Source organism: Arthrobacter sp. D2-10 (assembly GCF_054161285.1).
This window is the reverse complement of sequence record NZ_CP096431.1, coordinates 1,662,477-1,686,254: the sequence shown is the minus strand read 5'-3', so window position 1 is coordinate 1,686,254 and position 23,778 is coordinate 1,662,477. Positions and strand designations below refer to the sequence as shown.

General features: G+C 64.4%; 23 protein-coding genes. 8 read left to right on the top strand and 15 right to left on the bottom strand.

From position 1 onward, the window contains the following. Positions 1-25 precede the first annotated feature (25 nt). Both M1D74_RS07855 and M1D74_RS07850 read left to right on the top strand, forming a co-directional pair. On the top strand, positions 26-1,624 hold the full coding sequence (locus tag M1D74_RS07855; protein ID WP_458117059.1) for a DUF349 domain-containing protein: 1,599 nt from the start codon (positions 26-28) through the stop codon (positions 1,622-1,624). 109 nt (positions 1,625-1,733) lie between these two features. Next, a complete protein-coding gene (locus M1D74_RS07850; protein WP_309072578.1) occupies positions 1,734-2,369 on the top strand; it encodes a hypothetical protein in 636 nt (211 codons plus the stop codon). Here M1D74_RS07850 and M1D74_RS07845 read toward each other — a convergent pair. The 9 genes from M1D74_RS07845 to pdxT all read right to left on the bottom strand — a co-directional run bounded on the left by M1D74_RS07845 (position 2,366) and on the right by pdxT (position 12,524). Then, positions 2,366-4,669, bottom strand: coding sequence for a RelA/SpoT family protein (locus M1D74_RS07845; protein WP_309072580.1), 2,304 nt, complete (start codon positions 4,667-4,669; stop codon positions 2,366-2,368). The two genes, M1D74_RS07850 and M1D74_RS07845, sit on opposite strands and share 4 nt — an antisense overlap. A 359-nt stretch (positions 4,670-5,028) precedes the next feature. Continuing rightward, positions 5,029-6,045 carry a protein translocase subunit SecF gene (gene secF, locus M1D74_RS07840; protein WP_458117058.1) on the bottom strand — a complete coding sequence of 339 codons (1,017 nt, stop codon included), beginning with the start codon at positions 6,043-6,045 and terminating at the stop codon, positions 5,029-5,031. After that, complete coding sequence (secD, locus tag M1D74_RS07835; protein ID WP_458117057.1) at positions 6,042-7,802, bottom strand: protein translocase subunit SecD; 1,761 nt, start codon at positions 7,800-7,802, stop codon at positions 6,042-6,044. Before secD ends, secF begins: the two co-directional genes overlap by 4 nt. 68 nt (positions 7,803-7,870) lie before the next feature. Continuing rightward, complete coding sequence (locus M1D74_RS07830; protein ID WP_309071860.1) at positions 7,871-8,335, bottom strand: preprotein translocase subunit YajC; 465 nt, start codon at positions 8,333-8,335, stop codon at positions 7,871-7,873. 239 nt (positions 8,336-8,574) lie between these two features. Further along, the gene (gene ruvB, locus M1D74_RS07825; RefSeq protein WP_309071859.1) at positions 8,575-9,690 is read right to left on the bottom strand and encodes a Holliday junction branch migration DNA helicase RuvB; all 1,116 of its coding nucleotides are present in this window, start codon (positions 9,688-9,690) and stop codon (positions 8,575-8,577) included. Then, positions 9,690-10,319 carry a Holliday junction branch migration protein RuvA gene (gene ruvA / locus M1D74_RS07820; protein ID WP_309071858.1) on the bottom strand — a complete coding sequence of 210 codons (630 nt, stop codon included), beginning with the start codon at positions 10,317-10,319 and terminating at the stop codon, positions 9,690-9,692. The genes ruvB and ruvA overlap by 1 nt, the downstream gene beginning before the upstream one ends. Positions 10,320-10,453: 134 nt before the next feature. Next, a complete protein-coding gene (gene ruvC / locus M1D74_RS07815; protein WP_309071857.1) occupies positions 10,454-11,026 on the bottom strand; it encodes a crossover junction endodeoxyribonuclease RuvC in 573 nt (190 codons plus the stop codon). Between the two features lie 30 nt (positions 11,027-11,056). Next, positions 11,057-11,815: a YebC/PmpR family DNA-binding transcriptional regulator gene (locus tag M1D74_RS07810; protein WP_309071856.1), complete on the bottom strand. Its 759-nt coding sequence runs from the start codon at positions 11,813-11,815 to the stop codon at positions 11,057-11,059. Beyond that, positions 11,799-12,524, bottom strand: coding sequence for a pyridoxal 5'-phosphate synthase glutaminase subunit PdxT (gene pdxT, locus M1D74_RS07805; protein WP_458117056.1), 726 nt, complete (start codon positions 12,522-12,524; stop codon positions 11,799-11,801). Before pdxT ends, M1D74_RS07810 begins: the two co-directional genes overlap by 17 nt. A 125-nt stretch (positions 12,525-12,649) precedes the next feature. Here pdxT and M1D74_RS07800 point away from each other — a divergent pair, with 125 nt between their 5' ends. Both M1D74_RS07800 and M1D74_RS07795 read left to right on the top strand, forming a co-directional pair. After that, positions 12,650-13,921, top strand: a complete 1,272-nt coding sequence (locus M1D74_RS07800; RefSeq protein WP_458117160.1) for a MurT ligase domain-containing protein — start codon at positions 12,650-12,652, stop codon at positions 13,919-13,921. Further along, complete coding sequence (locus M1D74_RS07795; protein WP_458117055.1) at positions 13,918-14,685, top strand: type 1 glutamine amidotransferase; 768 nt, start codon at positions 13,918-13,920, stop codon at positions 14,683-14,685. The genes M1D74_RS07800 and M1D74_RS07795 overlap by 4 nt, the downstream gene beginning before the upstream one ends. 70 nt (positions 14,686-14,755) lie before the next feature. Here the strand turns inward: M1D74_RS07795 and M1D74_RS07790 are convergent, their stop codons facing one another. Continuing rightward, positions 14,756-16,012 (bottom strand): CapA family protein, encoded by a 1,257-nt coding sequence (locus M1D74_RS07790; RefSeq protein ID WP_458117054.1) that lies wholly within the window; start codon positions 16,010-16,012, stop codon positions 14,756-14,758. Positions 16,013-16,127: 115 nt separating this feature from the next. Between M1D74_RS07790 and M1D74_RS07785 the strand changes: the two genes are divergently transcribed. The 3 genes from M1D74_RS07785 to M1D74_RS07775 all read left to right on the top strand — a co-directional run bounded on the left by M1D74_RS07785 (position 16,128) and on the right by M1D74_RS07775 (position 19,733). Beyond that, on the top strand, positions 16,128-18,146 hold the full coding sequence (locus M1D74_RS07785; RefSeq protein WP_458117053.1) for a M3 family metallopeptidase: 2,019 nt from the start codon (positions 16,128-16,130) through the stop codon (positions 18,144-18,146). Next, entirely contained in the window at positions 18,143-18,853 is a 711-nt protein-coding gene (locus tag M1D74_RS07780; RefSeq protein ID WP_309071850.1) for a GNAT family N-acetyltransferase, read from the top strand. The genes M1D74_RS07785 and M1D74_RS07780 overlap by 4 nt, the downstream gene beginning before the upstream one ends. A 61-nt stretch (positions 18,854-18,914) precedes the next feature. Then, the gene (locus M1D74_RS07775) at positions 18,915-19,733 is read left to right on the top strand and encodes a polysaccharide deacetylase family protein (protein ID WP_309071849.1); all 819 of its coding nucleotides are present in this window, start codon (positions 18,915-18,917) and stop codon (positions 19,731-19,733) included. Positions 19,734-19,795: 62 nt separating this feature from the next. Here the strand turns inward: M1D74_RS07775 and M1D74_RS07770 are convergent, their stop codons facing one another. Next, positions 19,796-20,125 carry a TfoX/Sxy family protein gene (locus tag M1D74_RS07770; RefSeq protein ID WP_458117052.1) on the bottom strand — a complete coding sequence of 110 codons (330 nt, stop codon included), beginning with the start codon at positions 20,123-20,125 and terminating at the stop codon, positions 19,796-19,798. A 14-nt stretch (positions 20,126-20,139) separates the two neighbouring features. Further along, positions 20,140-21,156, bottom strand: a complete 1,017-nt coding sequence (locus M1D74_RS07765) for a CapA family protein (protein WP_458117051.1) — start codon at positions 21,154-21,156, stop codon at positions 20,140-20,142. On the opposite strand from M1D74_RS07765, the gene M1D74_RS07760 reads away from it, so the two are divergent. Then, complete coding sequence (locus tag M1D74_RS07760) at positions 21,149-21,427, top strand: hypothetical protein (protein ID WP_458117050.1); 279 nt, start codon at positions 21,149-21,151, stop codon at positions 21,425-21,427. The genes M1D74_RS07765 and M1D74_RS07760 overlap by 8 nt on opposite strands. Positions 21,428-21,491: 64 nt before the next feature. Here M1D74_RS07760 and pdxS read toward each other — a convergent pair whose 3' ends face one another. From pdxS to M1D74_RS07745, 3 genes are all read right to left on the bottom strand, one after another. Then, complete coding sequence (gene pdxS / locus M1D74_RS07755) at positions 21,492-22,340, bottom strand: pyridoxal 5'-phosphate synthase lyase subunit PdxS (RefSeq protein ID WP_458117159.1); 849 nt, start codon at positions 22,338-22,340, stop codon at positions 21,492-21,494. A 214-nt stretch (positions 22,341-22,554) separates the two neighbouring features. Then, on the bottom strand, positions 22,555-23,166 hold the full coding sequence (pgsA, locus tag M1D74_RS07750) for a phosphatidylinositol phosphate synthase (protein ID WP_309071905.1): 612 nt from the start codon (positions 23,164-23,166) through the stop codon (positions 22,555-22,557). Further along, positions 23,156-23,773: an HIT family protein gene (locus M1D74_RS07745; RefSeq protein ID WP_458117049.1), complete on the bottom strand. Its 618-nt coding sequence runs from the start codon at positions 23,771-23,773 to the stop codon at positions 23,156-23,158. Before M1D74_RS07745 ends, pgsA begins: the two co-directional genes overlap by 11 nt. Between the last annotated feature and the right edge of the window lie 5 nt (positions 23,774-23,778).

Sequence of the window (23,778 nt, the reverse complement as noted above, 5' to 3'; positions counted from 1 at the left end):
ACCATCGAGCGAAAGACTTTTAGCGGTGACAAACAGTCAGAAATCCGACGAAGCGCCTGTAACCGAAGCGGCCGAGATCGAGCAGCCCAGCACTGGAACAGATAGTGCCGCTGCCGAGCAGCCTGCTGCAGCCGACACTGCTGCGGCCGCCGGCGAGTCCGCAGCCGACGAGTCCGCGGCCGACGATGAGTCCCCCACTCCCGATGCTTCCCCCGCTGCCGGGCAGCCGGTCCCTTCCGTTCCCCGGCAGAAGTCCACTCCGGTTCCGGGTAAGCCTGCACGGCCCCGCCCGACGCCGGCTGCCATGGCCCCGCGTTCCAGTGGCGCAGCAGCGCCCACGGTTGTCGCTGCTCCCCCGACCCACTCCACTCCGCTGACCGAGGCGGAGAAGTTCGCCCGCGTGGAGGAAGACGGGCATGTCTTCCTCATCGTGGACGGCGAGGAGTTCGCCGTCGGCCAGTACCCGGACGCGTCCCGCGAGGAAGCCCTCGGCTACTTCGTACGCAAGTACGACGACGTCGCCGGCCAGGTCACGCTGCTTGAGCAGCGCGTGCATGCCAAGGCTCCCACTACGGATATGCGCAAGACTGCGGCCCACCTTGCCGAGCAGGTGGCCGAGCGGAAGATGGTGGGCGATGTCCGCGCACTCGAGTCCCGTCTCGAAGCCCTCCTCACTCTTATCGCCGACCTCGAATCTGCGGAGAAGGCGGAGCAGGACGCTGCCCGAGCCCGCGAGCTGCAGGCGCGCGAGGCGATTGTCGCCGAGGCCGAGGAGATCGCCGGCAGGGACCCTTCCTCCGTGCAGTGGAAGGCGAGCAGCAACCGCATGAACGAACTGTTCGAGCAGTGGAAGACCGCCCAGAAGTCGGGAATGCGGCTCGGACGCGGCACTGAGGACGCACTCTGGAAGCGGTTCCGCTCGGCCCGCACCATCTTTGACCGGCACCGTCGGGCCTATTTCTCCCAGCTCGACAATGAGAACGCCGAGGCGAAGCGCGCCAAGGAAGCACTCATCAAGCGGGCCGAGGAACTCTCCAGTTCCACCGACTGGGGCCACACAGCTGCCGAGTACCGCCGCCTCATGGACGAATGGAAAACCTCCAAGCGCGCAAGCCGCAAGGACGACGACGCCCTGTGGTCCCGCTTCCGTGCTGCTCAGGACACCTTCTTTGCTGCACGTAAGGCGGCGAACGAGGCAATTGATGAGGAGTACGGCGCGAACCTGGCAGTGAAGGAAGCCCTGCTGGCCGAAGCGCGCCAGCTCCTGCCGGTCAAGGATCCGGCAGCGGCTCGCAAGGCCCTGCAGTCCATCCGGGACCGCTGGGAGGACGCCGGAAAGGTCCCGCGCGCTGATATGGGACGCGTCGAGGCGCGCCTGCGCGAGGTCGAGGATGCGGTGCAGGCTGCCGAGCAGGAGCACTGGCAGCGGACCAATCCGGAGACCAAGGCCCGCACCAACAGTGCGCTCAGTCAGCTGGAGAGCACCATCGCCTCCCTTGAGGACGACCTGGCAGCCGCGGAAAAGAATGGAGACGCGCGCCGGATCTCCGAGGCCCGAGAGGCGCTCGCTGCCCGCCGGCAGTGGCTGGACATGCTGCAGAGGTCGGCACAGGACTTCTCCTAGGGACCCTCCTGCAGCCGCTCGCGCGTTAGATAGAAGTCCCGGTCAGCCGTTTTCCACAGCGGCTCGACCGGGACTTTTCCTTTGCTTCCGGATTGGGAAAGCTTGTTGCATGTCAATCACCCAAGGGTCCTCCGTGCAGGGGCGCACGGCAGCCCGCCGGGATCTCGCCATCAACTCCACCGGAGGCGTGCTCTTCCACGGCGGCGCACTGTTCACCCATGTGGAACTGCAGGCCATGCGGCTGGACGGGCTGATGACCCACGTGTGCGGCAAGTCCTACGTGCGCACGGATCAACCTTCCACCCCGGCCATCCGCGCGCAATCCGCGATCAACGCTGTGCCCAGGACCCTGCACCGGCGGGTCGCGTTGGCGAGACAGAGCGCTGCCTGGGTCTACGGGTGCGCGCCGGCCCCGGAGATTGTCAGCCTCGTCACCGACCACCGGCGGCGGACCACTGCCCTGCCCGTGTTCTGCGAGGCAGTAATGCACCAGGTAACGCTCGGGCCGTGCGATCTGTCCACCATCGGAGGCGTTGAGGTAACGTCTCCCCTTCGCACTGCCCTCGATGTGGCAGTACACGGCTCCGAGCAGTGGGCAGTGGACACCCTGAAGAGAATCGCCGCAGCGCCTGAACTGCGTTGCCCCCTGCACCTTGTCACTCTCTCGCTGGAGGCGTCTCCGCGGGTTCCAGGCAAGGCGCGCGCACTGAGCCGGCTCCGCGAAGCAATGCGGGTGGAGCGCTAGATGCGGCGCTGTGACCCGGTTGTCCGGTAGACGTCGAACACTCCGTCGATCCGACGAACCGCACTCAGGATGTGGCTCAGGTACTTCGGGTCGCCCATCTCGAAGGCGAACCGTGACATCGCCACCCGGTCGGTCGAGGTATTAACACTCGCAGCGAGAATGTTCACGTGGTTCTCGGACAATACCCGGGTCACGTCGGAGAGCAGGCTCTTTCGATCCAGCGCCTCCACCTGAATCTCCACGAGGAACACGCTGGACTGTGTGGGCGCCCACTCGACGTCAACAATGCGGTCGGGCTGATCACGCAACTCCTGAACATTACGGCAGTCGCTGCGGTGCACGGAGACGCCGGACCCGCGCGTGACGAATCCGACGATCGGGTCGGGAGGCACAGGCGTGCAGCAGCGGGCCAGTTTGACCCAAACGTCGCCTACGCCCACAACGGTCACTCCGGAGTCCGAGAACTTGGGGCGGCGGGGCTGGGTGGCAACGGTGGCCTCGGCGATGTCGTCCTCCGCCCCCTGATGGCCGCCCATCAGCGTCACCAGGTGTTCTATGACATTCTGGGCTGACGTGTGGCCGTCACCGACGGCCGCGTAGAGCGCGGAAATGTCCGCGTGCCGCAGTTCCTGTGCTACGGCAAGGAGCGCGTCGTGGGTCATCATGCGCTGAAGGGGGAGGTTCTGCTTCCGCATGGTGCGGGTGAGCTGATCCTTGCCCTTCTCGATCGCTTCCTCGCGGCGTTCCTTGGTGAACCACTGCCGGATCTTGTTACGTGCTCGCGGACTCTTGACGAAGCCCTGCCAGTCCTGGCTCGGGCCGGCGCCCTCGGCCTTCGAGGTGAAGATCTCCACCCAGTCGCCGTGGTTGAGTTCGCTGTTGAGCGGAACAAGCTTGCCGTTGACACGGGCGCCAATGGTCCGGTGGCCGACCTCCGTGTGCACGGCGTAGGCGAAATCCACAGGGGTTGACCCAGCGGGCAGCGCCATGACCTCGCCCTTGGGAGTGAAGACGAACACTTCACGGGCGTTGATCTCGAACCGCAATGAATCGAGGAACTCGTCAGGATCGGAAGTCTCCTGCTGCCAGTCCACGAGGCTGCGAAGCCAACCCATGTCGCTGTTGTCCGGGGCACCACTGGTGCCGGCGCCGCCCTGGTTCTTGTACTTCCAGTGCGCCGCCACACCGTACTCGGCACGCCGGTGCATGTCGTGGGTGCGGATCTGGATTTCTACGGGCCGCCCGCCGGGTCCGATCACCGTGGTGTGCAGCGACTGGTACATGTTGAACTTGGGCATCGCGATGTAATCCTTGAAGCGGCCCGGGAGCGGATTCCACCGTGCGTGCAGCTGGCCAAGGGTCGCATAACAGTCGCGGACCGAGTCAACGAGGACTCGCACGCCCATCAGGTCATGAATGTCGTCGAAGTCCTTACCCCTGACGATCATCTTCTGGTAGATCGAGTAGTAGTGCTTCGGGCGTCCGGTGATGGTGGCCTTGATCTTGACTGACCGCAGGTCCTCACCGATCTGGTCGCGGACCAGGTTCAGGTGCTTCTCCCGTTCCGGGGTGCGGTCGCCGACCATCCGGACGATTTCCTCGTAAACCTTCGGGTGCAGCGCCGCAAAGGAAAGATCTTCCAGTTCCCACTTGATGGTGTTCATGCCGAGGCGATGTGCAAGCGGAGCGAAGATTTCGAGCGTTTCCCTCGCCTTACGGGCGGAAGATTCCGGTGAGACGAACCGCCAGGTCCGGGCGTTGTGCAGCCGGTCAGCAAGCTTGATGACGAGGACCCGGATGTCCTTCGCCATCGCCACGACCATCTTGCGGACGGTTTCGGCCTGCGCTGCGTCACCGAAGGACACCTTGTCCAGCTTGGTAACGCCGTCCACCAGCATGGCAACTTCCTGGCCGAAGTCCCGGCGGATGTCATCGAGGGTGCAGTTGGTGTCTTCCACCGTGTCATGCAGGAGTGCTGCGGCGAGCGTGGTGCCCGTCATGCCCAGCTCGGCCAGAATGGTGGCAACGGCCACCGGGTGGGTGATGTACGGATCACCGCTCTTGCGCTTCTGCCCTTCGTGGCTGCGTTCAGCGACCTCATAGGCGCGTTTGATGAACTCCAGGTCCTCTTTGGGATTGTTCGCGCGCACCGTGCGCAGGAGCGGTTCAAGAATGGGGGAATAACCGGTGCTTCCGCGGCCGGCCAAGCGCGCGAGGCGTGCACGGGTGCGCTCCCTGCGACCAGGAGAGCTGGGCGGCTCCACGGGAACGGCCGACCCCGGCCCTGGGCGTGCCTGCACGGGCGTCACGGCGCGGATGGGTTGGGGGCGCGATTCGACGCCGGACCCTGTGGACGGTCCGGTACCGGACGGGCGTCCGGGACCACTGGCTTCAGCCACCCAATACCCTACTTCCGTTGAAGTTTTCGCCAACCCCGCCGCCGCGGGTAAGGCTACAACATGCCACACCCTGGTTGACTATCCAAGTTTATCCACCGCGCGAGACTTCCCGTGCACGTTTCGCCTCACGGAGTAAGGATCGGATCCTGCCTGGCTGCACGCTGGTGCCGGGCTCGAGCCGCTGCCGAACCGGGAAAGCGGCCCGATATCCAGGCGTACCGGGCCGCTTTCCGGGCCTTGATCTTCCGTCAGGGCTTCCGCTAGGCGGGTACCGTGGGCGACGGTTCGCTTGCTTCAAGCGAGCGACGGTGCAGCACGCGCTTTTCCTGTTTGCGGATCTCCGGCTCATTCATCCGCAGCATCGCGTACATCGGAGCCGCCACGAATACCGTGGTCAGCGTACCGATGATGATGCCGACGAAGAGGGCCAGCGACAGGTCCCGCAGCGTACCCGCGCCCAGCAGCATTGCCCCGATGAACAGGATGGCGGCCACCGGCAGGACGGCCACGACCGACGTATTGATGGACCGGACCAGGGTTTGATTGACCGCGAGGTTCACCTGCTCGCTGAAGGTCCGCTTGCCGGACACCTCCAGATCCGCGGTGTTCTCGCGGATCTTGTCGAAGACCACGACTGTGTCATAGAGCGAATAACTCAGGATGGTGAGGAACCCGATGACGGCGGACGGCGTTACTTCGAAGTCGCTGAGCGCATAGATGCCCGCGGACGTGATCATCACCACGACCAGCGCCGCCATCGCGGCCACGGACATCTTCCACGTGCGGAAATAAATAGCCATCAGCAGCGCAGCAAGGGCGACAAAAACAATGAGTCCGATGATCGCCTGACGGCTGACGTCCTCACCCCAGGTCGGTCCCACGAAGTTGGAGGTGACCTCCTCCTCCGTAACGTCATAGGCGCCGATCAGCGCGTCGCGAACACTCAGGGTCTGGTCGTCGGTCAGCCGCTCCGTCTGGATCCGCATGGTCCCAGGCGCGATGTTGGTCACCCGTGGAACAGCTTCCGGTACGACGTTGGTGACCGCCTGTTCACCGGCGGTGACATCCGTGTTCTCCACGTTCGACACCGTGAACTCCGACCCGCCCCGGAAGTCGATACCGAGGTTGAACCCGCCCTTGACGATCGGGATCAGAATCGACAGCAGGATGGCAGCCGCTGCGATGAGGAACCATAGCTTGCGCTTGCCCACGAAGGGGTACGACCGCTTGCCGGAATACAGCTCATTTCCGAACTCGGCGAAACTGAAACGGCTCATCGGTTATCCCCTTCCTCGGATCCGCGTGCTTGCGCAGTAACGGTCTTTTGTTCTTCAGCGGCCTTCCGCTGTTCGGCGAGGCGCCGCTCCGCAATGGTCATTCGCCGTTCCGCTTCTCCTGCCGCTGCCTTGTTCCGGCCGCGCAGTTCGACCTCAGGCCGTTCCACCGGCTTGTGCCGCACTCGACCGGCTCCGCGGTATAGCGGAAGCGCACCGAGGCGTGACGGGTCGAGGCCCGACCAGCGGTGGCCTTCACCAAAGAATCGGGTCATCGCCAGCAACCGCATCACGGGGTGGGTGAAGAGGAACACGACCACGAGGTCGGCAATGGCGGTGAGGCCGAGTGTGAACGCAAACCCACGTACGTTGCCGACGGCCACGAAGTAGAGCACGACGGCGGCAAGCAGGTTCATTGCCTTGGAGGCGAGTACCGTGCGCTTGGCTCGCCTCCAGCCGTTCTCGACCGCGGATACCAGGCCGCGACCGTCGCGAAGCTCGTCCCGGATACGTTCGAAGTACACGATGAACGAGTCGGCGGTCTGGCCAATTGCGACGATCAGTCCGGCCACACCGGCGAGCGACAGGCGGTAGTTCTCAGTCCAGCCGAGGATACAGATCGCAAGGTAGGTGAGCGCGCCGGCCACCACCAGGGAGGCAATCGTCACCAGGCCGAGCATCCGGTACTGGAACAGCGAGTACACGGCGACGAGAACCAGGCCGATCACGCCCGCGATGAGCCCGAGGCGCAGCTGGTCGGCGCCCAGGGTGGCGGAGATCTGCTGCTCACTCTGGATTTCGAAGCTGATCGGCAACGCGCCGTACTTCAACTGTTCGGCCAGAGCCGCCGATGACTCCTCGGTGAAGCTGCCGCTGATCTGCGGCCGCCCGTCAGGGATCACAGCGTTGGTTGTCGGGGCCGAGACAATGATGCCGTCGAGCACGATGGCGAACTGGTTCCTCGGGTCGCCGGAGCCGATCGCGAACAACCGCTCCGTGACCGAGCGGAAAGTTTCCGTTGCCTCATCGTTGAAGTCGATGTTGACGACCCACTCATTGAGGGTCTGGCCCTGCGAGCTGCGCGCCATGCCGTAGTCGGCGGAGTCGATCTCCGTACCGCGAACCTCGACCGGTCCGAGGATGTACTTGCCCTGCGTGTCCGGCTCACACGCAACCATGGGCTGGTCGGCCGGCGCGGGCTCCACCGCAGGCTGCAGGGCTTCGGGATTCGTGCAGTCCGTTGTCTCGAATTCCTGCATCAGTTCAGCGGTGATCCAGTTCGGATCACTCCCATCCGTGGGTTCCGCGCTGGGCGTCGGCAGCTGGTCTTCGGGCGTCGGCGTCTCAGCGGCCGGGGCAAGCCCGGGCCCGCCGAACAGGACCGGCCGGAACTCCATCTGCGCGGAAGCCTGGATCAGCTCCCGTGTTTCAGGTTCCGGGATGCCGGGGAGAGCAACAATGACGTTTCGACCGGACTGCGTGCTGATCTCGGCCTCGGCCACGCCGCTGCCGTCGACGCGCTGTCGAATGATTTCGACCGCTTGGTCAAGCTGCTCGGGGGTGATTTCGTCGCTACCCCCCTGAACCTGAGGCGCAAGGATCATCTGGGTACCACCCTCGAGATCGAGGGCCAGCTTTGGTGCCCAGCTGGCGCTACTCCACAGCGAGCCGCCGCCGAGCAGCAGCGCGAGGAGTGCAAAGACGACGCCGAGCCAGACGAGTGTGCGTCTGGCGGCGGAGCCTGGGCCGGTTCGTGCCATGGTGGGTGAATCCTTCGGGTGTTGGAGCGCGAGACTTGACGGAGCCTACATAGGGGCCGGGTCGCAGGTTACTGGTCTTTGTCGTTTCGGTCGCGGGAGTTTTCCCGGTTCAGTCGCTCGACGGTCTCTTCCGGGGTCTCCTCGCGTACCGGGCGCTGGTCATCCGTGGCCGGGTCCGTCAGTGAGGAGGCATCGTTCGGAACGGTACCTTCATCCTCGACCACCGGCTCAGGGGTGACAACCTTGGTCAGCGTCTGGGTATGGACCGTGGCCGTGACACCCGGCGAGATTTCAATGACGGCCTTGTTGTGTTCGTCATCGAGGGAAACGATGGTGCCGAACAAGCCGAAGTTGGTCATGACTTCGGTTCCCGAAACCATCTGGGTGCGCTGCTCGGCAACCTGCTGCTTCATCTTCCGTTGCTTGCGGAACATGGTGAAGATCAGGAAAGCCAGGGCCAACGGGAGCAGCAGGCTGAAGATGTCAAAGCCGCCGGTTGTCTGAGTGGTCTGGGCAACTACGTTTGCGAGCACAGAGAAGATCCGTTTCTATATTTGGTCGGCGCAGCGGGCCGCAACACATGCGGTTGCGACGCCGAATTCCGCGGCCACGCGCGGTCTGCAGGGGTACTGCCTTCAGGGTATCGACTCCGTGCCCCGTATTTCACAACGGTGAGACGGGACAGGAAACCGTGAACAGCGTTTCCGGCGATTTAGACCATGCGTGTGCCACACGTCATACCAGTCTACGGGGAACCCGGCGCAACTGACGCCTAGCCCTCGTTACGACTCCATTCCGTTTCGTTCTCCAGAGCGGTTCCCAGGGCGGGATCTTCCTGATAGACGGAGAACAGGTCCTCAGGCATGGCGGCAGCGACGGTTGGCGGCATGACCAGTCCGAGGTGTTCCCATGCAGCAGCCGTGGCAATACGTCCCCGGGGCGTTCGGCCGAGCATCCCTTCACGCACAAGATAGGGCTCGGCCACGGTTTCCACGGTCTCGGGCTCCTCACCTACCGCGATCGCGAGCGTGGAGAGGCCCACCGGTCCCCCGTTGAACTTCGTGATCAGGGCGGTCAGCACCGACCGGTCTAGCCGGTCAAGGCCCTTCGCGTCGACTTCGTACATGTCCAGGGCGGAACCGGCGCATCGTGCGTCTATGACGTCCACGCCGTGCACGAGTGCCCAGTCACGAACGCGGCGCAGCAACCGGTTCGCGATTCGGGGAGTGCCCCGCGATCGACCCGCAATCTCGGCAAAGGCCGCGGAGTTGACCCGCATGTCCATCATCATTGCCGAACGCCGGAGCACGAGTTCAAGCTCCGCGGTGGAGTAGAACTCAAGGTGCCCCGTGAACCCAAACCGGTCACGCAGGGGACCCGGAAGCAGCCCTGCCCGGGTAGTGGCCCCAACCAGCGTGAATGGCGGAAGTTCCAGCGGGATCGCGGTCGCCCCGGGGCCCTTGCCCACAACGATGTCGACCCGGAAGTCCTCCATGGCCATGTACAGCATTTCCTCGGCGGGGCGCGACATCCGGTGGATCTCGTCGAGGAACAGCACCTCACCTTCAGTGAGTGACGAGAGGATAGCCGCGAGATCCCCGGCGTGCTGGATCGCAGGACCGGAACTGATCCGCAGCGGGGCGTTCATTTCTGCTGCGATGATCATGGCGAGGGTGGTTTTTCCGAGTCCGGGCGGGCCGGACAGCAGCACATGGTCTGCGCTTCGACCGCGCATGCGCGACGCTTCAAGAACCAGGGACAACTGTCGGCGCACCCTCGCCTGGCCCACGAAGTCGTCGAGGTTCTTCGGCCGGAGGGCTGCCTCGACGGCCCGGTCCTCAGGATCGACCGAGGGCGAGACGAGAGGTTGTTCCTGATCTGCCGCCATCAGTTCACCGAGGCCCGTGCCGAGCTGCGCGCACCGTCCTGGCCGAGCCGGCGCAGGGTGAGCTTCAGGATGGCGCCGACGTCACCGGCAGCAGCGGTCTCCGGCGATTCCTTGACGGCTGCCTCTATGGCCGAGCCGGCGTCCTTCTCCGACCAACCGAGGCCCATCATGGCTGCGAGGACCTGCGACTGCCAGGCACCGGCTGAGGTTGCTGGTGAGTCAGCCTCGAGCGGAACAAGCTTGTCCGCGAGTTCGAGCACTATTCGCCGGGCCCCCTTGGGCCCGATGCCGGGAACCTTGCTGAAGGCCTTGTCATCACCCGACGACGCCGCGGTGCGGATGGCTGCCGGAGCATGCACGGCGAGGACAGCCAGCGCGAGCCTTGGGCCGACACCGCTGACCCCTAGCAGCGTTTCAAAGACCTCGCGCTCCTCCGGCTCGGTGAAACCGAACAGGGTCATCGAGTCCTCACGGACGATCATCGATGTGAAGACCTTGGCCTGGTTCCCGGGACGCAATGTTGAGAGGGTCTGGGGCGTTGCCTGCACCTGCATGCCGAACCCGTTGACGTCGAGGACAGCCGAGTGCAGGCCGACGTGGCTTACGGTCCCGGTCAGAGAGCTGATCATGCGTGCGGCTCCAGGTGCTGAGGATTGAAACGAATAACACCGAACATATCTACGAATCAGCGTACGGGCAGGCGGTGACTATTTCACGCCCGCCACACCGAAGCCGAGGCAGAGGCGGATTCGCATACGGGCGCTTAGCGCCGTCGTCGGGCTTTCGCTTCTGCTTCTGCCCACAGTCGTTGCGCTGCGGTCAGGCCGGAACCGCCTTGCGCACGGACGGACGACGACGAACCGGTTCGCCAGGCGTGCGTGATGGCCAGCGCCAGTGCGTCCGCCGCGTCGGCGGGGGTCGGTGCGGTGGAAAGCCGCAGGATCTTCGTGACCATCTTCGTCACCGCAGCCTTGTCTGACTGGCCGTTGCCGGTAACAGCGGCCTTGACCTCGGTGGGCGTGTGCAGTGCGACAGGAATCCCGCGGCGTGCAGCCGCAGCAATCACGACGCCGGATGCCTGCGCTGTACCCATCACGGTGCTCACGTTCAGTTGACTGAAGACACGTTCGACGGCGAGGACGTCCGGCGCATGGGTATCAAGCCACGTGTCGACCGACTCCGCAATCATGAGAAGCCGCCGGTCGAGCGTGTGGTCAGCGGGTGTGCCAACCACTCCGACGGCCACGAGCGTGGCCCGGCGGTTCGGTTCGACATCGACCACCGCCAACCCGCAGCGCGTGAGGCCAGGGTCGATACCCAGGACGCGCAAGGTCACCCGGAACGCTCCGGGACCGCCTGAGTGAGACTAATCGTCGCTCTCCAACTCGGCCATGACGTCTTCGCTGAGGTCGGCGTTCGAGTACACGTTCTGCACGTCGTCCAGCTCTTCGAGCGCGTCAACCAGCTTGAGGAACTTGCGTGCGGCATCGGCGTCGAGCTCCACCTGCATGGAGGGAACAAACTCGACCTCATCGGTCTCGTACTCGATACCTGCTTCCTCCAGGCCGGCAACGACGGCGCGCAGGTCGGACGGCTCGGAGTGAACGTCGAAGGAGTCCCCCGATTCCTTGACTTCCTCAGCGCCGGCGTCGAGGACTGCCATCAGAACATCGTCTTCGGACAGGTCCTTCTTCGGCAGCGAGACAACCCCCTTGCGTGCAAACAGGTACGCCACCGAACCAGGATCGGCAACGGTTCCGCCGTTGCGGGTGATGGCGACCCGGACCTCGGAGGCGGCACGGTTCTTGTTGTCCGTCAAGCACTCGATCAACAGGGCTGAGCCCTGGGGACCGCGCGCTTCGTAAATGATCTCCGAGTAATCGATGACCTCGCCGGTCAGGCCGGCGCCGCGCTTGATCGCGCGGTCGATGTTGTCGTTAGGAACAGAGGTCTTCTTGGCTTTCTGTACGGCGAGTTCCAGTGCAGGGTTGCCCGACAGGTCGGCTCCACCGGCACGGGCGGCAACCTCAATGTTCTTGATCAGCTTCGCGAAGGATTTTGCGCGTTTGGCATCGATCACGGCCTTCTTGTGTTTGGTGGTTGCCCATTTAGAGTGCCCCGACATGCTCTGCCCTTCTGGTAGCGATCATCGATAGGAAAAGCTCGTGGATGCGGTGCTCACCGGTGACCTCCGGATGGAAGCTGGTGGCAAGCAGGTTTCCCGAGCGAACTGCAACAATTCTAGCGATCGGCGGTGCGTGGCCCTTGCCGGCGTCCTGCTCAGCGCCGTGTTCGGCCGGCGGAGTATCAGGCGCCTCGACCTGCGCGAGGATCTTCACCGACTCTCCTACCTTTTCCACCCACGGCGCACGGATGAATACCGCGTGGACATCGTCGCCGTCTCCCGGCAGCTCGGCGAACGGCAGATCCGTCTCGAAGGATTCCCGCTGCCGGCCGAAGGCATTGCGGCGCACAACGATATCCAGCCCGCCGATGGTCTGCTGGGGACTGCCCTGCAGGTCCACCGAAGGATCCGCAATGGTGTCGGCCAGCATGATCATTCCGGCACAGGATCCGTAGACAGGAAACCCGTCACGAATGCGTTCACGGAGCGGCTCGGCAAGGTCGAAGGCGCGGGTCAGCTTGTCCATGGTAGTCGACTCGCCGCCGGGAATGATCAGGCCTTCGACCTGGTCCAGCTCGTCGGGACGCCGGACGGGCGAAGCGAGGCCTCCGAGGGATTCGATCACCCGGATGTGTTCGCGGACGTCACCCTGGACGGCGAGAACGCCCACGCGCAGCGCGGAGCCCTGAGGAGAATTGGTGGAAGTCACCGACCCATTCTAGTTTGGCCAGAGCCCTTCCCACCGAATCGATCACGACGCCGGCTCCTCCCGCCGCTGAGGTGCGCATGCCTAAGACGCTTGCAAACCGCGATAAGTTAGACATCATGTCTGTTCTGTCGAGCGTGAGCGTGCCCCTGGGCAAAACAGTGCGGGCGCTTTCCCGTTTACGGGGTGGCGGTTCTGCGTTCCCGGGTCTAGTAGTCGAGCGGATCGACCCCGGTTTCATGGCGCGAGCGCTACGCAACCTCCCCCACGGGGTCATCGTCGTGAGTGGGACCAATGGCAAGACCACCACTACCAAGATGGTCGTTGAGCTCCTCGAAGGCCAGGGCCTGAACGTCTTCACCAACCGGACCGGCAGCAACTTCACCCGCGGGGTCGCCGCTGCACTCCTGGGCGACGTCGACTGGCGGGGCCGTCTGAAGGCCGACGTCGCCGTCCTCGAACTGGACGAGGCCCACGCGGTCCACTTCGTGAACCTGGTTCCGCCGACGCACTGCCTGCTGCTCAACGTCCTGCGCGACCAGCTGGACCGCTTCGGTGAGATCGACAAGACAACCCGGCTGCTTGAGCAGATCGCGGTGAAAACCACCGGCACCGTCGTCCTGAACCGGGAGGACCCGCGGGTCGCCTCCATCGCATCCTCGGTCCGGTCGGCATCGGTGGCCTACTTCGGCCTGAACGAATCGTTGCGTTCGACCTTCCCCAGCGATGATGACCTGCGCGGCGCCACCGGCACCGCTCCGGCCTCGAGTCTTCCGGCCGACGTCGTGCTTGAGTCTGTGAACTCGAACACCGCGACGTTCTCGATGGACGGCGAGACGAGCACAGTCGAGCTGAGCCTGCGCGGCGTCTACAACATCTTCAACGCCGCGGCTGCGCTGGCGATGGCGCGAATCATCCTGGGTGGTAACGCGAAACGCGCAGAGATGCTCAGTTCGCTGGCAGCGGTTGAGCCTGCCTTCGGCCGCGGTGAATCGCTCGTTGTAGACGGTCAGCCCCTCGAACTCGTCCTCGTGAAGAATCCGAGCGGTTTCCGGCTGGGCCTGAAATCATTCGATGCCGCCGGGTACGCGACCATGATCGCCATCAATGACAACTATGCGGACGGCAGGGACATGTCGTGGCTCTGGGATGTCGATTTCGACACCCTGAGGAACGACGGCGTGGACATGGTCAGCGGCGTCCGCGCCTATGACATGGCCCTTCGCCTCCAGTACGACGACGTCGCCGCCCGCGACATCGACCCGGACACCGGATCCGCCCTGCGCACCTTCATCAGCAGCGCGAAGGGTCAGCCGAAACGAATCTTCTGCACCTACACGGCGATGCTCGCCATCCGCAGGGATCTGTCCAAAATTACCGATGTGAAGGTGGTTTCATGACTTCCGGCGCCCAGGAGAGCACTCCAGCACACAGCAATTCAGCACACAAGGGCACGCTGCGCATCCTGCAGCTGTACCCGCGCGACATGAACATCTACGGTGACTGGGGCAACGTACTGGTGCTCAAGCAGCGCCTTGCCTGGCACGGCTACGATGCCGAGATCCTCGAACACAACGCCGGTGATACCTTCCCGGACGACGTCGACATCCTGATCGGCGGCGGCGGCCAGGACAGCGGGCAGGTGGTGATCCAGCAGGACCTGCAGTCCAATGCGGCGCACCTTCGCGCGCTGGCGGAGGACGGCACGCCGATGCTGGCCATCTGCGGCCTCTACCAACTGTTCGGCAACTTCTTCAAGACGCACGACGGCACAGTCATCCCCGGCATCAGCATCCTGGACATCGAGACACACGGCGGCAGCGAGCGGCTGATCGGTAACGTCGTTGCCCGCAGCGAGGAATTCGGCGACATCCACGGCTATGAGAACCACAGCGGCCAGACCTACCTCGGTCCCGGTGTCCGGCCTCTTGCGACAGTGACCAAAGGCGAGGGCAACAACTCTTCCGAGGATCACGAGGGCGCCCGCCACCTCAACATTGTTGCAAGTTACCTCCACGGTTCACTGTTGCCGAAAAACCCGGCGATCGCGGACTTCCTCATCCGTGAAGCAGCCACCCGCAAGTTCGGGTCTTTCGAGCCCGGTGACGTGGACGACAGCCTGGCTGAGCTTGCGCGCCGGCACGCCGCGACCCGCCCACGCTGACCGGGCCCTGAGCGGCCCTCACGTGAGGCCCGCTCAACCACCAGCTCCGCTGAACCAGTCCCCGGCCGGACTATTCCTCTTCAGACACCAGCCACTGGTGAGCACCGTCGTCGGACGCTCCGAAGGCGTCCACCGTTGCGAGGGTGCGCGCCTTGACGGCTTCCTCGTGCTCGGGAGTCGAGCACGAGCCGGGCTCCCGGTCCGGTGCCAGCGAGCACCAGCGGTACGGGTCCCGGACGATGACGGAAGGAACCCAGGCCAGATCGCTGACCGTCCACTCACCCGATTCGTCAGCGGCGAATTGAGCCCGGATGGTCAGCCCTTCGTTGTTCACGTCATACACCGGTGACAGCTCGGTCACTCCGTTGCCGAGTCCGTACACGATCCAGGTGTCGTTGTAATACTCGATGGGAAGCACCGAGTGCGTGTGGTGCCCATAGATGAAGTCGACGGCCCCGCTGTCCGCCAGCGCGTGGGCGAGGTCGATCTGCTGCTGGTTGGGCAGTGAAGCGTACTCATCTCCGGCGTGGATGGCAGCGATAACGACGTCGGCGCCTTCCGCACGCGCCCGTTCTGCCTTCGCAATCATTGTTGCGGAATCGAGCATGTCCACCTGCCACGGGAACTCCGCGATCAGCCCGTTCAGCCCGTAGGTCGCCTCGATGACCGCTACCTTCGCCGCGGGTGTCTCGAGAATCATCAGCTCGCGCGATTCTTCCTCCGTCCGGTAGGAGCCGGTGTGCGGCAATTCCAGCCGATCGAGTGTGTCCAGGGTGCGCACCAGCCCTTCGGTGCCGGCATCGATCGTGTGGTTGCTGGCAGTGGTGCAGGCGTCGTAGCCGACGGCCTTTGCGGCGTCGAGGATCTGCGGGGGCACGTTGAACTGCGGGTAGCCGCTGAACGGTCCTTCCGGTGCGGCAACCGGGGTTTCCATGTGGCACATGGCGAGATCACTGGCCTCGATGTACGGACGCTGTCCGGACAGGAGCGGCTCGAAGTCGAGAGAGCCCTTGCCGGTCTGCTGGGCATCGGCGGTGGCCTGCTCCCATAACTGCGGGTGTACCAGAAGATCGCCCGAAGCCATGAACGAGAAACACCGGTCGGTGGGGCAGTCGGGACCCTTGCCGGGAGTCGGCTCCGGCGTGGGTTCCGGCGCCTCCGACGTGGAGGCGGTTTCAGGCGCCGAGGAGGCGGCGGGCGCCGTCGTCGATGGTTCTGCGCCCTCCGTGGTTCGCCCCTCCCCTGCCCCCATGCAGCCTGAGCACGCAAGCGTGAGCGCCAGTCCCAGCGCTGCCCACCTGCCTCGTACTAGCGCCTTTTCGGACACAGCTTCCTCCCTCGGGTGATGACTCTCAATGATAGGTGCGCCACAGCACGGATTCGGGGAGAAACGGCCCCGATCTGCTGGAGTGGCGCCAACCGTTATGCCAAGGTTGGTTTCCATGAGCAACCCCTTCCTCAGTCCCAGTACGCTGCCGTATCAGCTGCCGCCCTTCGCCCAGATCCGAGAAGAGGACTACCTTCCGGCCTTCGAAGCAGGCATGCAGGTGCATCTCAGCGAGATCGACGCGATCGTCTCCAACCCTGAACCAGCGACGTTCGACAATACGATCGTTGAGCTGGAACTGGCCGGTGAGACTCTCCGCCGCGTCTCTCTGGTGTTCTACAACAACTCGTCGGCGCACTCCACCGACGGTATACAGGCGGTGGAGAAGGAGATCGCACCGCGGCTCGCTGCGCACGGGGACAACATTTACCTGAACACCGCTCTCTTTGCCCGCGTCAACGCTGTCGATGCCTCCGACATGGACCCCGAATCGGCGCGGCTCGCCGATGAATACCGACAGCGTTTCGTCCGCGCGGGTGCCCAGCTCGACGATGATGCGCAGCACCGCCTGCGCGAACTGAACGGAAAGCTCTCCGAACTCGGCACCGAGTTCAGCCAACGACTGCTCCGGGAAACGAATGATTCTGCGCTTCTGATCGACGACCCGGCGGAACTGGACGGCCTGACAGCGGACGACGTCGCGTCAGCGGCCGACGCCGCCAAGGCAGCAGGACATCCGGGCAAATACCTCCTGACCCTCATCCTGCCCACCTCCCAGCCTGCACTGGAGTCCCTGACCAACCGGGAAACCCGGCGCCGCCTCCACGAAGCCTCCATCAACCGCGGCTTCCGCGACAACGCCAACAACACAGTCGGCGTCGCGGCGACCATGGCCGCCCTGCGTGCAGAACGCGCCGCCCTGCTCGGCTTCGCCAATCACGCCGAGCTCGCCACGGACGACCAGACGGCACCTTCGTTGGACGCCATCCACGACATGCTGGGCCGGTTGGCAGGACCTGCGGTGCGGAATGCGCGTGCCGAAGCTGAACAGCTGGAGAGCGTTGCCGGCCACCCGATCGAGGCATGGGACTGGTCCTTCTACTCCGAGAAGGTGCGCTCGGAGCGTTACGACGTCGATCTGTCCGCGCTGCGCCCCTACTTCGAGCTGGACCGGGTACTCAAGGACGGGGTTTTCTTCGCCGCGAACAAGTTGTACGGGCTGTCGTTCCATGAGCGTGACGACCTGCAGGGTTACCATCCGGATGTGCGGGTCTGGGAGGTCCGAGAGGAGGACGGAACGGAACTCGGGCTGTTCCTCGGGGACTACTACACGCGCGAGACCAAGAACGGCGGTGCCTGGATGAATTCCTTCGTGGAGCAATCCCGGCTGGCCGGGACGCGCGCCGTCGTCGTCAATAATCTCAATGTCACCCGGCCGCCGGCGGGTGAACCCACGTTGCTGACGTTCGACGAGGTCCGGACCACGTTCCACGAGTTCGGACACGCACTGCACGGTCTGTTCTCGAACGTCGCCTATCCGCTGTTCTCGGGCACGAGCGTGCCCCGCGACTTCGTGGAGTACCCCTCACAGGTCAACGAGATGTGGATGCTCTGGCCGGAAGTGGTGAATAATTACGCGCGCCACCACCAGACCGGCGAGCCGCTTGCCCAGGACACGATCGACAAGCTGGTTGCCGCACGGCAGTGGGGTGAGGGATTCGCCACGACCGAGTATCTCGCCGCTGCACTTCTGGACCTGGCCTGGCACGAGCTGCCGCCGGGGACAACGGTGGAGGATCCACTAGCCTTCGAGAAGCAGGCTCTGCACGACGCCGGAGTGGACTACGCACTTGTGCCGCCGCGGTACCGCACCGGTTATTTCAAGCATATTTTCGCGGGCGGCTACGCGGCAGCGTACTACGCCTACATCTGGAGTGAAGTCCTTGATGCGGACAGCGTCGAGTGGTTCGAGGAGTCCGGCGGGCTCACCCGCGAGAACGGCGAGCACTTCCGTCGTGAGCTGCTCTCGCGCGGCTACAGCGTCGACCCGCTCGAGGCGTTCGCTGCATTCCGTGGGCGGGCTGCAAGCATCGATCCGCTGTTGGCGCGTCGAGGGCTGGCTGAGAAGCCATGACCACGATCGCCGGTTGCCAGAGGCTGCAGCGGGCATGGTTCGCTGCGATGGCCCGGGCAACCGGCGGCAGGACTTTCTCGACGCACGAGTGTGACTGGATCTGGCTGCCTGCACGGCGCGAGCTCATGCTGATGTTCCCGACTGCAGTGTCCCCTGCCGGGTTGAGGCCCGGCCTCGCCGAGGGGGTCCGGCTTGGGGCGGGGACCGTGGGTGTATGGCTCAATGGTGCGGTTCGGGGACAGGAGCTTGGAAGCTTCGGCTTCGAACAGGGCTGGCAGCCGTGGTGGATGAGCGCTCCGGTTGACGCTGTCACTGCCTTCGACAGCAGTGGAACGACCATTACGGCGTCGGTTTCTGAGTTCGATGGGCCGCCTGCCACTGAACTGGCTGTCGCCCGGGCCGAACCGCGGAGGGCCTGGCACGCGGTGGCGCGGCAGGGTGAGTCCCTCGTTGGGTCGGCGTATTCGTTTTATGACGGGATCGACAACCCCCGCGGCCTCGGCGGCGTCTTCAACATGGAAGTCCACCCCGGGTTCCGTCGTCGCGGGCACGGCACAGCTCTTCTTGCAGCCCTTGCCCGGGAGGCCGCGGCGGCGGGCGCCAGGGAGCTCGCGTTGAATGCCACGCCCGAAGGTTACGAGCTGTATTCCCGCCGCGGCTTCGAACTGATCGGGCGTGGGCAGACCTGGTGGCTGCGGCTGGACTGAGCGGCCTCTCAGCCGTTATACGCTTCTAGCTGCGGCAAAATTCTTGGGGGAAGGTTTCACTGTGGAACGACGGGCGTTTATCGGTGCGCTGGCAGCTACCGGAATCGGTTGTGGGCTGGCGGCCTGCGCCGGCGCCGAGCGAAGCTCAAGCGGCGCACAGGTCCTGACGAAGCCGCCCGCAGCACCAAAACCTACTCCTTCACCAATCTCAACCTCCCCCACTCCGAGTCCGGTGCCGGCTCCTCCCGCCGTAACGAAGGTGCCCCTGCCTCCCGGCATCATCACCGGCCTTCCCACGACGGAACCCGTCCTCGCCTGGACGGTCGACGATGGGTCTGACAGCGAAGTCGTGCGGCGATACGCAGAGTTCGCCCGTGACAGCGGCACCCGGCTTACGTTCTTCCTCAACGGCTCATACCCGGGCTGGACCGAGCACGCTTCCCTCCTGAAGCCGCTCGTCGCGTCCGGGCAGGTGCAGGTCGCCAACCACACGTGGTCCCATGCCGATCTGACCAGCGTCAGCGACGCGGAAGTGGTCGCCGAACTTCAGCGCAACCACGATTTCATCTCCGCCACCTTCGGCGTCGACGCACGCCCGTACTACCGCCCGCCCTACGGGTACCGCGACGCGCGTACGGACGCTCTCGCAGCGTCGATCGGCTACACGTGCCCAGTCCTGTGGTACGGCTCCCTCGCTGATTCGGGTCTGCTGCCCGAGCAGGAAATCGTTAACCTCGCCACGGAGTGGTTCAGGCCGGCGCACATCATCATTGGTCATCTCAATTACCTGCCCGTCACCAACGTGTTCCCACAACTTCGTCAGCTGATCAACGACCGTCAACTCATCACCGTGACCTTGAACGACATCTTCACCCCCTGAGCGCCGGGCGCACGGTGAAATTCGCGCTCACACTGACACACGTTGCACCTGCACCCGCCGCTCTAGCGCGAGTGAAAGTCAAGAGCGACGCCGATCCACTGCATGAGGTCCTCGTCCCCCAGCAGCGCGTCGGGCTGCACGGTGAGCCAACCCGGACCCATGGGCCGTTCTATACCCATGAATGACAGGCCGGCGCCCTTCCGCTGCAGTAATTCTTCGCTGTCGGCCGGATCAACCCGGACGAGGAGTGACCCGTCACGACCAGCGGATAGCAGCATCCGGTCCTCCAGCATGAACGCTATCCCACCGAACATGGCGACCTCGCGAACGGGGCCGCCGTCTTGAATCATCGACCTGATCCGGGCAGCCAGTGCCTCACGCTCTGCAGTCATCCCATCTCCCTGTCCTAGTCCTCAACTTCAGGCCACTCCACCGCACCGGCCTCCGCTGCTCCCAGAGACTCCACCGTTGCCTTGGTTCGCGCGCGGCTCGCGGCGTCCTCCTCATTCGAGACGCATGACGCTCCCGAGGCGGCCATCTCCTGCAGGCTGGAGGCTGCCACAGGGCACCAGCGATGTTCAGGACCATTCCAGGTGGCCGGCAGCCAGCGAAGCTCGGCCACCTGGAACCCGGCGTCGTCGTTGCGTTCGAAGTCCGCACGGACCAGAAGGCCCTCCGTGTTGCGGATATCCGGCGTGAGATGGGCGGCAATGGTGTTTCCGAGGCCATAGACGATCCACACGCCGTTGTACTTCTCGATGGGCAGCACCGAGTGGCTGTGGTGTCCGTAGATCAGATCGAAGCGGCCGCTGTCCACCAGTGCGTGCGCCACCTCCTGCTGCTGAGCATTGGCGTAGTCGGCGTACTCGTCGCCGGCATGCACAGCTGCGAGTACGACGTCGGCACCCGCCTGGCGCGCGGCGTCCGCCTTCGCGATCATCGCGGCTGTATCCAACCGGTCTACCTGCCAGTCAAACTCCGGGACCATCCCGTTGAGCGCGTAGGTGCCGGTGACTATCGCAACCTTCGCCTCTCCGGTGTCCATGATGAACGGTTCTGCTGCCTCCTCGGCTGTGCGGTAGGAACCGGTATGTTCGAGTCCCGCCTGATCCAGGGTGTCGAGGGTACGGTTCAGCCCATCCGTGCCGGCGTCGAGCGTGTGGTTGCTGGCGGTGGTACAGGCGTCGTAGCCCAACGCGGCGACGGCGTCGGCGATCTGCGGCGGCACGTTGAAGGCGGGAAAGCCTGAGAACGGTCCGCTGGGCTCCGCCAGCGGTGTCTCCTGGTGGCAGACGGCGAGATCTGCGGGCGCGACATACGCTTCCTGCGCGGCCAGGAGCGGCCGGAAATCCAGGTCGCCACCGCCGTCGAGCGTTGCCTGTTGCCAGAGTCTCTCATGAAGGAGCAGGTCCCCGGTGAACACAACCGTGAGGCAATCTCCCCCTGGACAGCCCCCCGGTTCCGGCTCCGTTGAAGCGGGCGCTGAAGGTTGCGGCGGAGATGATGCGGTGGCGGAGGTTGCCGGGCCGGAGGATGATGGTGCGGCCGATGATGGTGCGGACGCCGGAGGAGTGCCCGATGGCACGCCCTGGGGAGGCGGGCCGGCCGTCGTACAACCCGTGAGCGACAGAAGCACCACAAGCGTCACGGCTTTCCCGGTGAATATCCTGCGCCCGCTCACGCGACAAGCCTAGCCCCGCCCCTGGAAACAACGAAGGGCCGGACGAATTCGTCCGACCCTTCATAGTGAAGCGGGTATTACCAGCCGCGCTCGGCGAGGCGGTGCGGCTGCGGGATCTCGTCGACGTTGATGCCGACCATTGCTTCGCCCAGGCCTCGGGAAACCTTGGCGATCATATCGGGATCATCGTGGAAGGTGGTGGCCTTCACGATCGCCGCGGCCCGCTCGGCCGGGTTGCCGGACTTGAAGATACCCGACCCGACAAAAACGCCGTCGGCGCCGAGCTGCATCATCATCGCAGCGTCAGCCGGGGTGGCGATACCGCCGGCGGTGAACAGCACTACCGGGAGCTTGCCCGCAGCGGCAACCTCCTTGACCAGCTCATACGGCGCCTGAAGCTCCTTGGCCGCGACATACAGCTCGTCCTCCGGCATGGAACTGAGCCGGGCAATCTCCGCCCGGATCTTACGCATGTGCATGGTGGCGTTGGAGACATCCCCGGTACCGGCTTCACCCTTGGAACGGATCATCGCCGCACCCTCGTTGATCCGGCGAAGCGCCTCACCGAGATTCGTGGCACCGCACACGAAGGGGACAGTGAACTTCCACTTGTCGATGTGGTTGGTGAAATCCGCCGGGGTCAGGACCTCGGACTCGTCAATGTAGTCAACACCGAGGGACTGCAGCACCTGCGCCTCGACGAAGTGACCGATCCGGGCCTTGGCCATGACCGGAATGGACACAGCCTCGATGATGCTCTCGATCATGTCCGGATCAGACATCCGGGACACTCCGCCCTGAGCACGGATATCAGCGGGAACGCGCTCAAGAGCCATCACAGCAACGGCACCGGCATCCTCAGCGATGCGCGCCTGCTCCGCAGTGACGACATCCATGATGACGCCGCCCTTGAGCATCTCCGCCATCCCGCGCTTGACCCGGCTGCTCCCGGTCACTGGCGCGGTGGTGGAAGCTTCTTCAACAGTGGACACAGTTTGGCCCCTCGGGTAGAGAAAAGATAACAATCCATGATACGCCCGCGCGCAGCCGTAAAGCGCCGGTCAGCAACCAGACGTAATGGGATGCCAATTGTGCGACCGGACAGCGGGTCCCGCACGAAGCCGGCGCCAGGAACCGCGCTCAGGTTGCGGCGGCGGCCTGGACCCGCACCGTCATGATGCGCTGCACGATGGTGATGACACTCGCCAGAGCCAGGAGGACCAGCACAGCCAGGAGAACCACCTCCGGCAGGCCCAGTCCGGTCAGCCCGGTCACTACCAACACCGAAACCAGCCGCTCTGCACGCTCGGCTATGCCTACGTTGGCAGTGAAGCCCAGCGACTCAGCTTTGGCCCGTGCGTAGGAAACGATCATGCCGAGCACGAGGCAGGCCAGCGCGGCGAGTGCGATCGCGTTGTTACTGCCGCCGAGGAAGAACCAGACGGCGACGCCGGCGAAAAGTGCACCGTCCGCGATGCGGTCCAGGGTCGAGTCGAGGAAGCTTCCCCAGGAACTGCTGCGCCCCTGCATGCGCGCCATGATCCCGTCAACCACGTCCGAGAAGACAAAAAGTGTGATGAAGACCGTGCCCCAGAACAGCTGCCCCAAGGGATAGAAGACCAGCGCTCCCCCCGCAACACCGACCGTTCCGATAACGGTGACGGTATCCGGAGATACCCGCCATTTCAGGAGCAGCGTCGCCAGCGGTGTGAAGAGGGAGGTGAAGAAGGACCGGGCGTACTTATTCAACATGGCCCGCACCGGTGTCCATCGAGGCTGCAGCTGCTTCATCCCAGGCCGCTGCCAATTGTTCCCTTACCTCGTCGAGGGTCTGGGTGATGGCCTTGGTCTGGGCAATGATCGGGAAGAAGTTGCCGTCGCCGTTCCACCGAGGAACCACATGCTGATGCAGGTGCGCTGCGATGCCCGCGCCGCCGGTGACTCCCTGGTTCATGCCGAGGTTGAATCCGGTGGGCCGCGCCACGCTGCGCAGCGCATGCATGGCTGCCTGCGTAAGCTGCGCGATCTCCACCGTTTCTTCCGACGTGATGTCGGTGTAGTCGGGCACGTGGCGGTAGGGACATACCAGCAGGTGGCCGGGGTTGTACGGGAAGAGGTTCAGGACGACGTACGCACGTTCTCCGCGGTGGACAATGAGCGATTCCTCGTCAGACCGCGCGGGCGCGGCACAGAAGGGACAGTCCTCCTGCTTGCTGAACTGACCCTGGCCACCCTTGATGTAGGCCAGCCGGTGCGGAGTCCACAGGCGCTGGAAGGCATCGGGCACGCCGGCCAGCTCAAACCTGTCCGTTACGTCCCCGTCGTCGCGATACTGCCCGTCAGCGCCTGTGTTCCCCATGGACC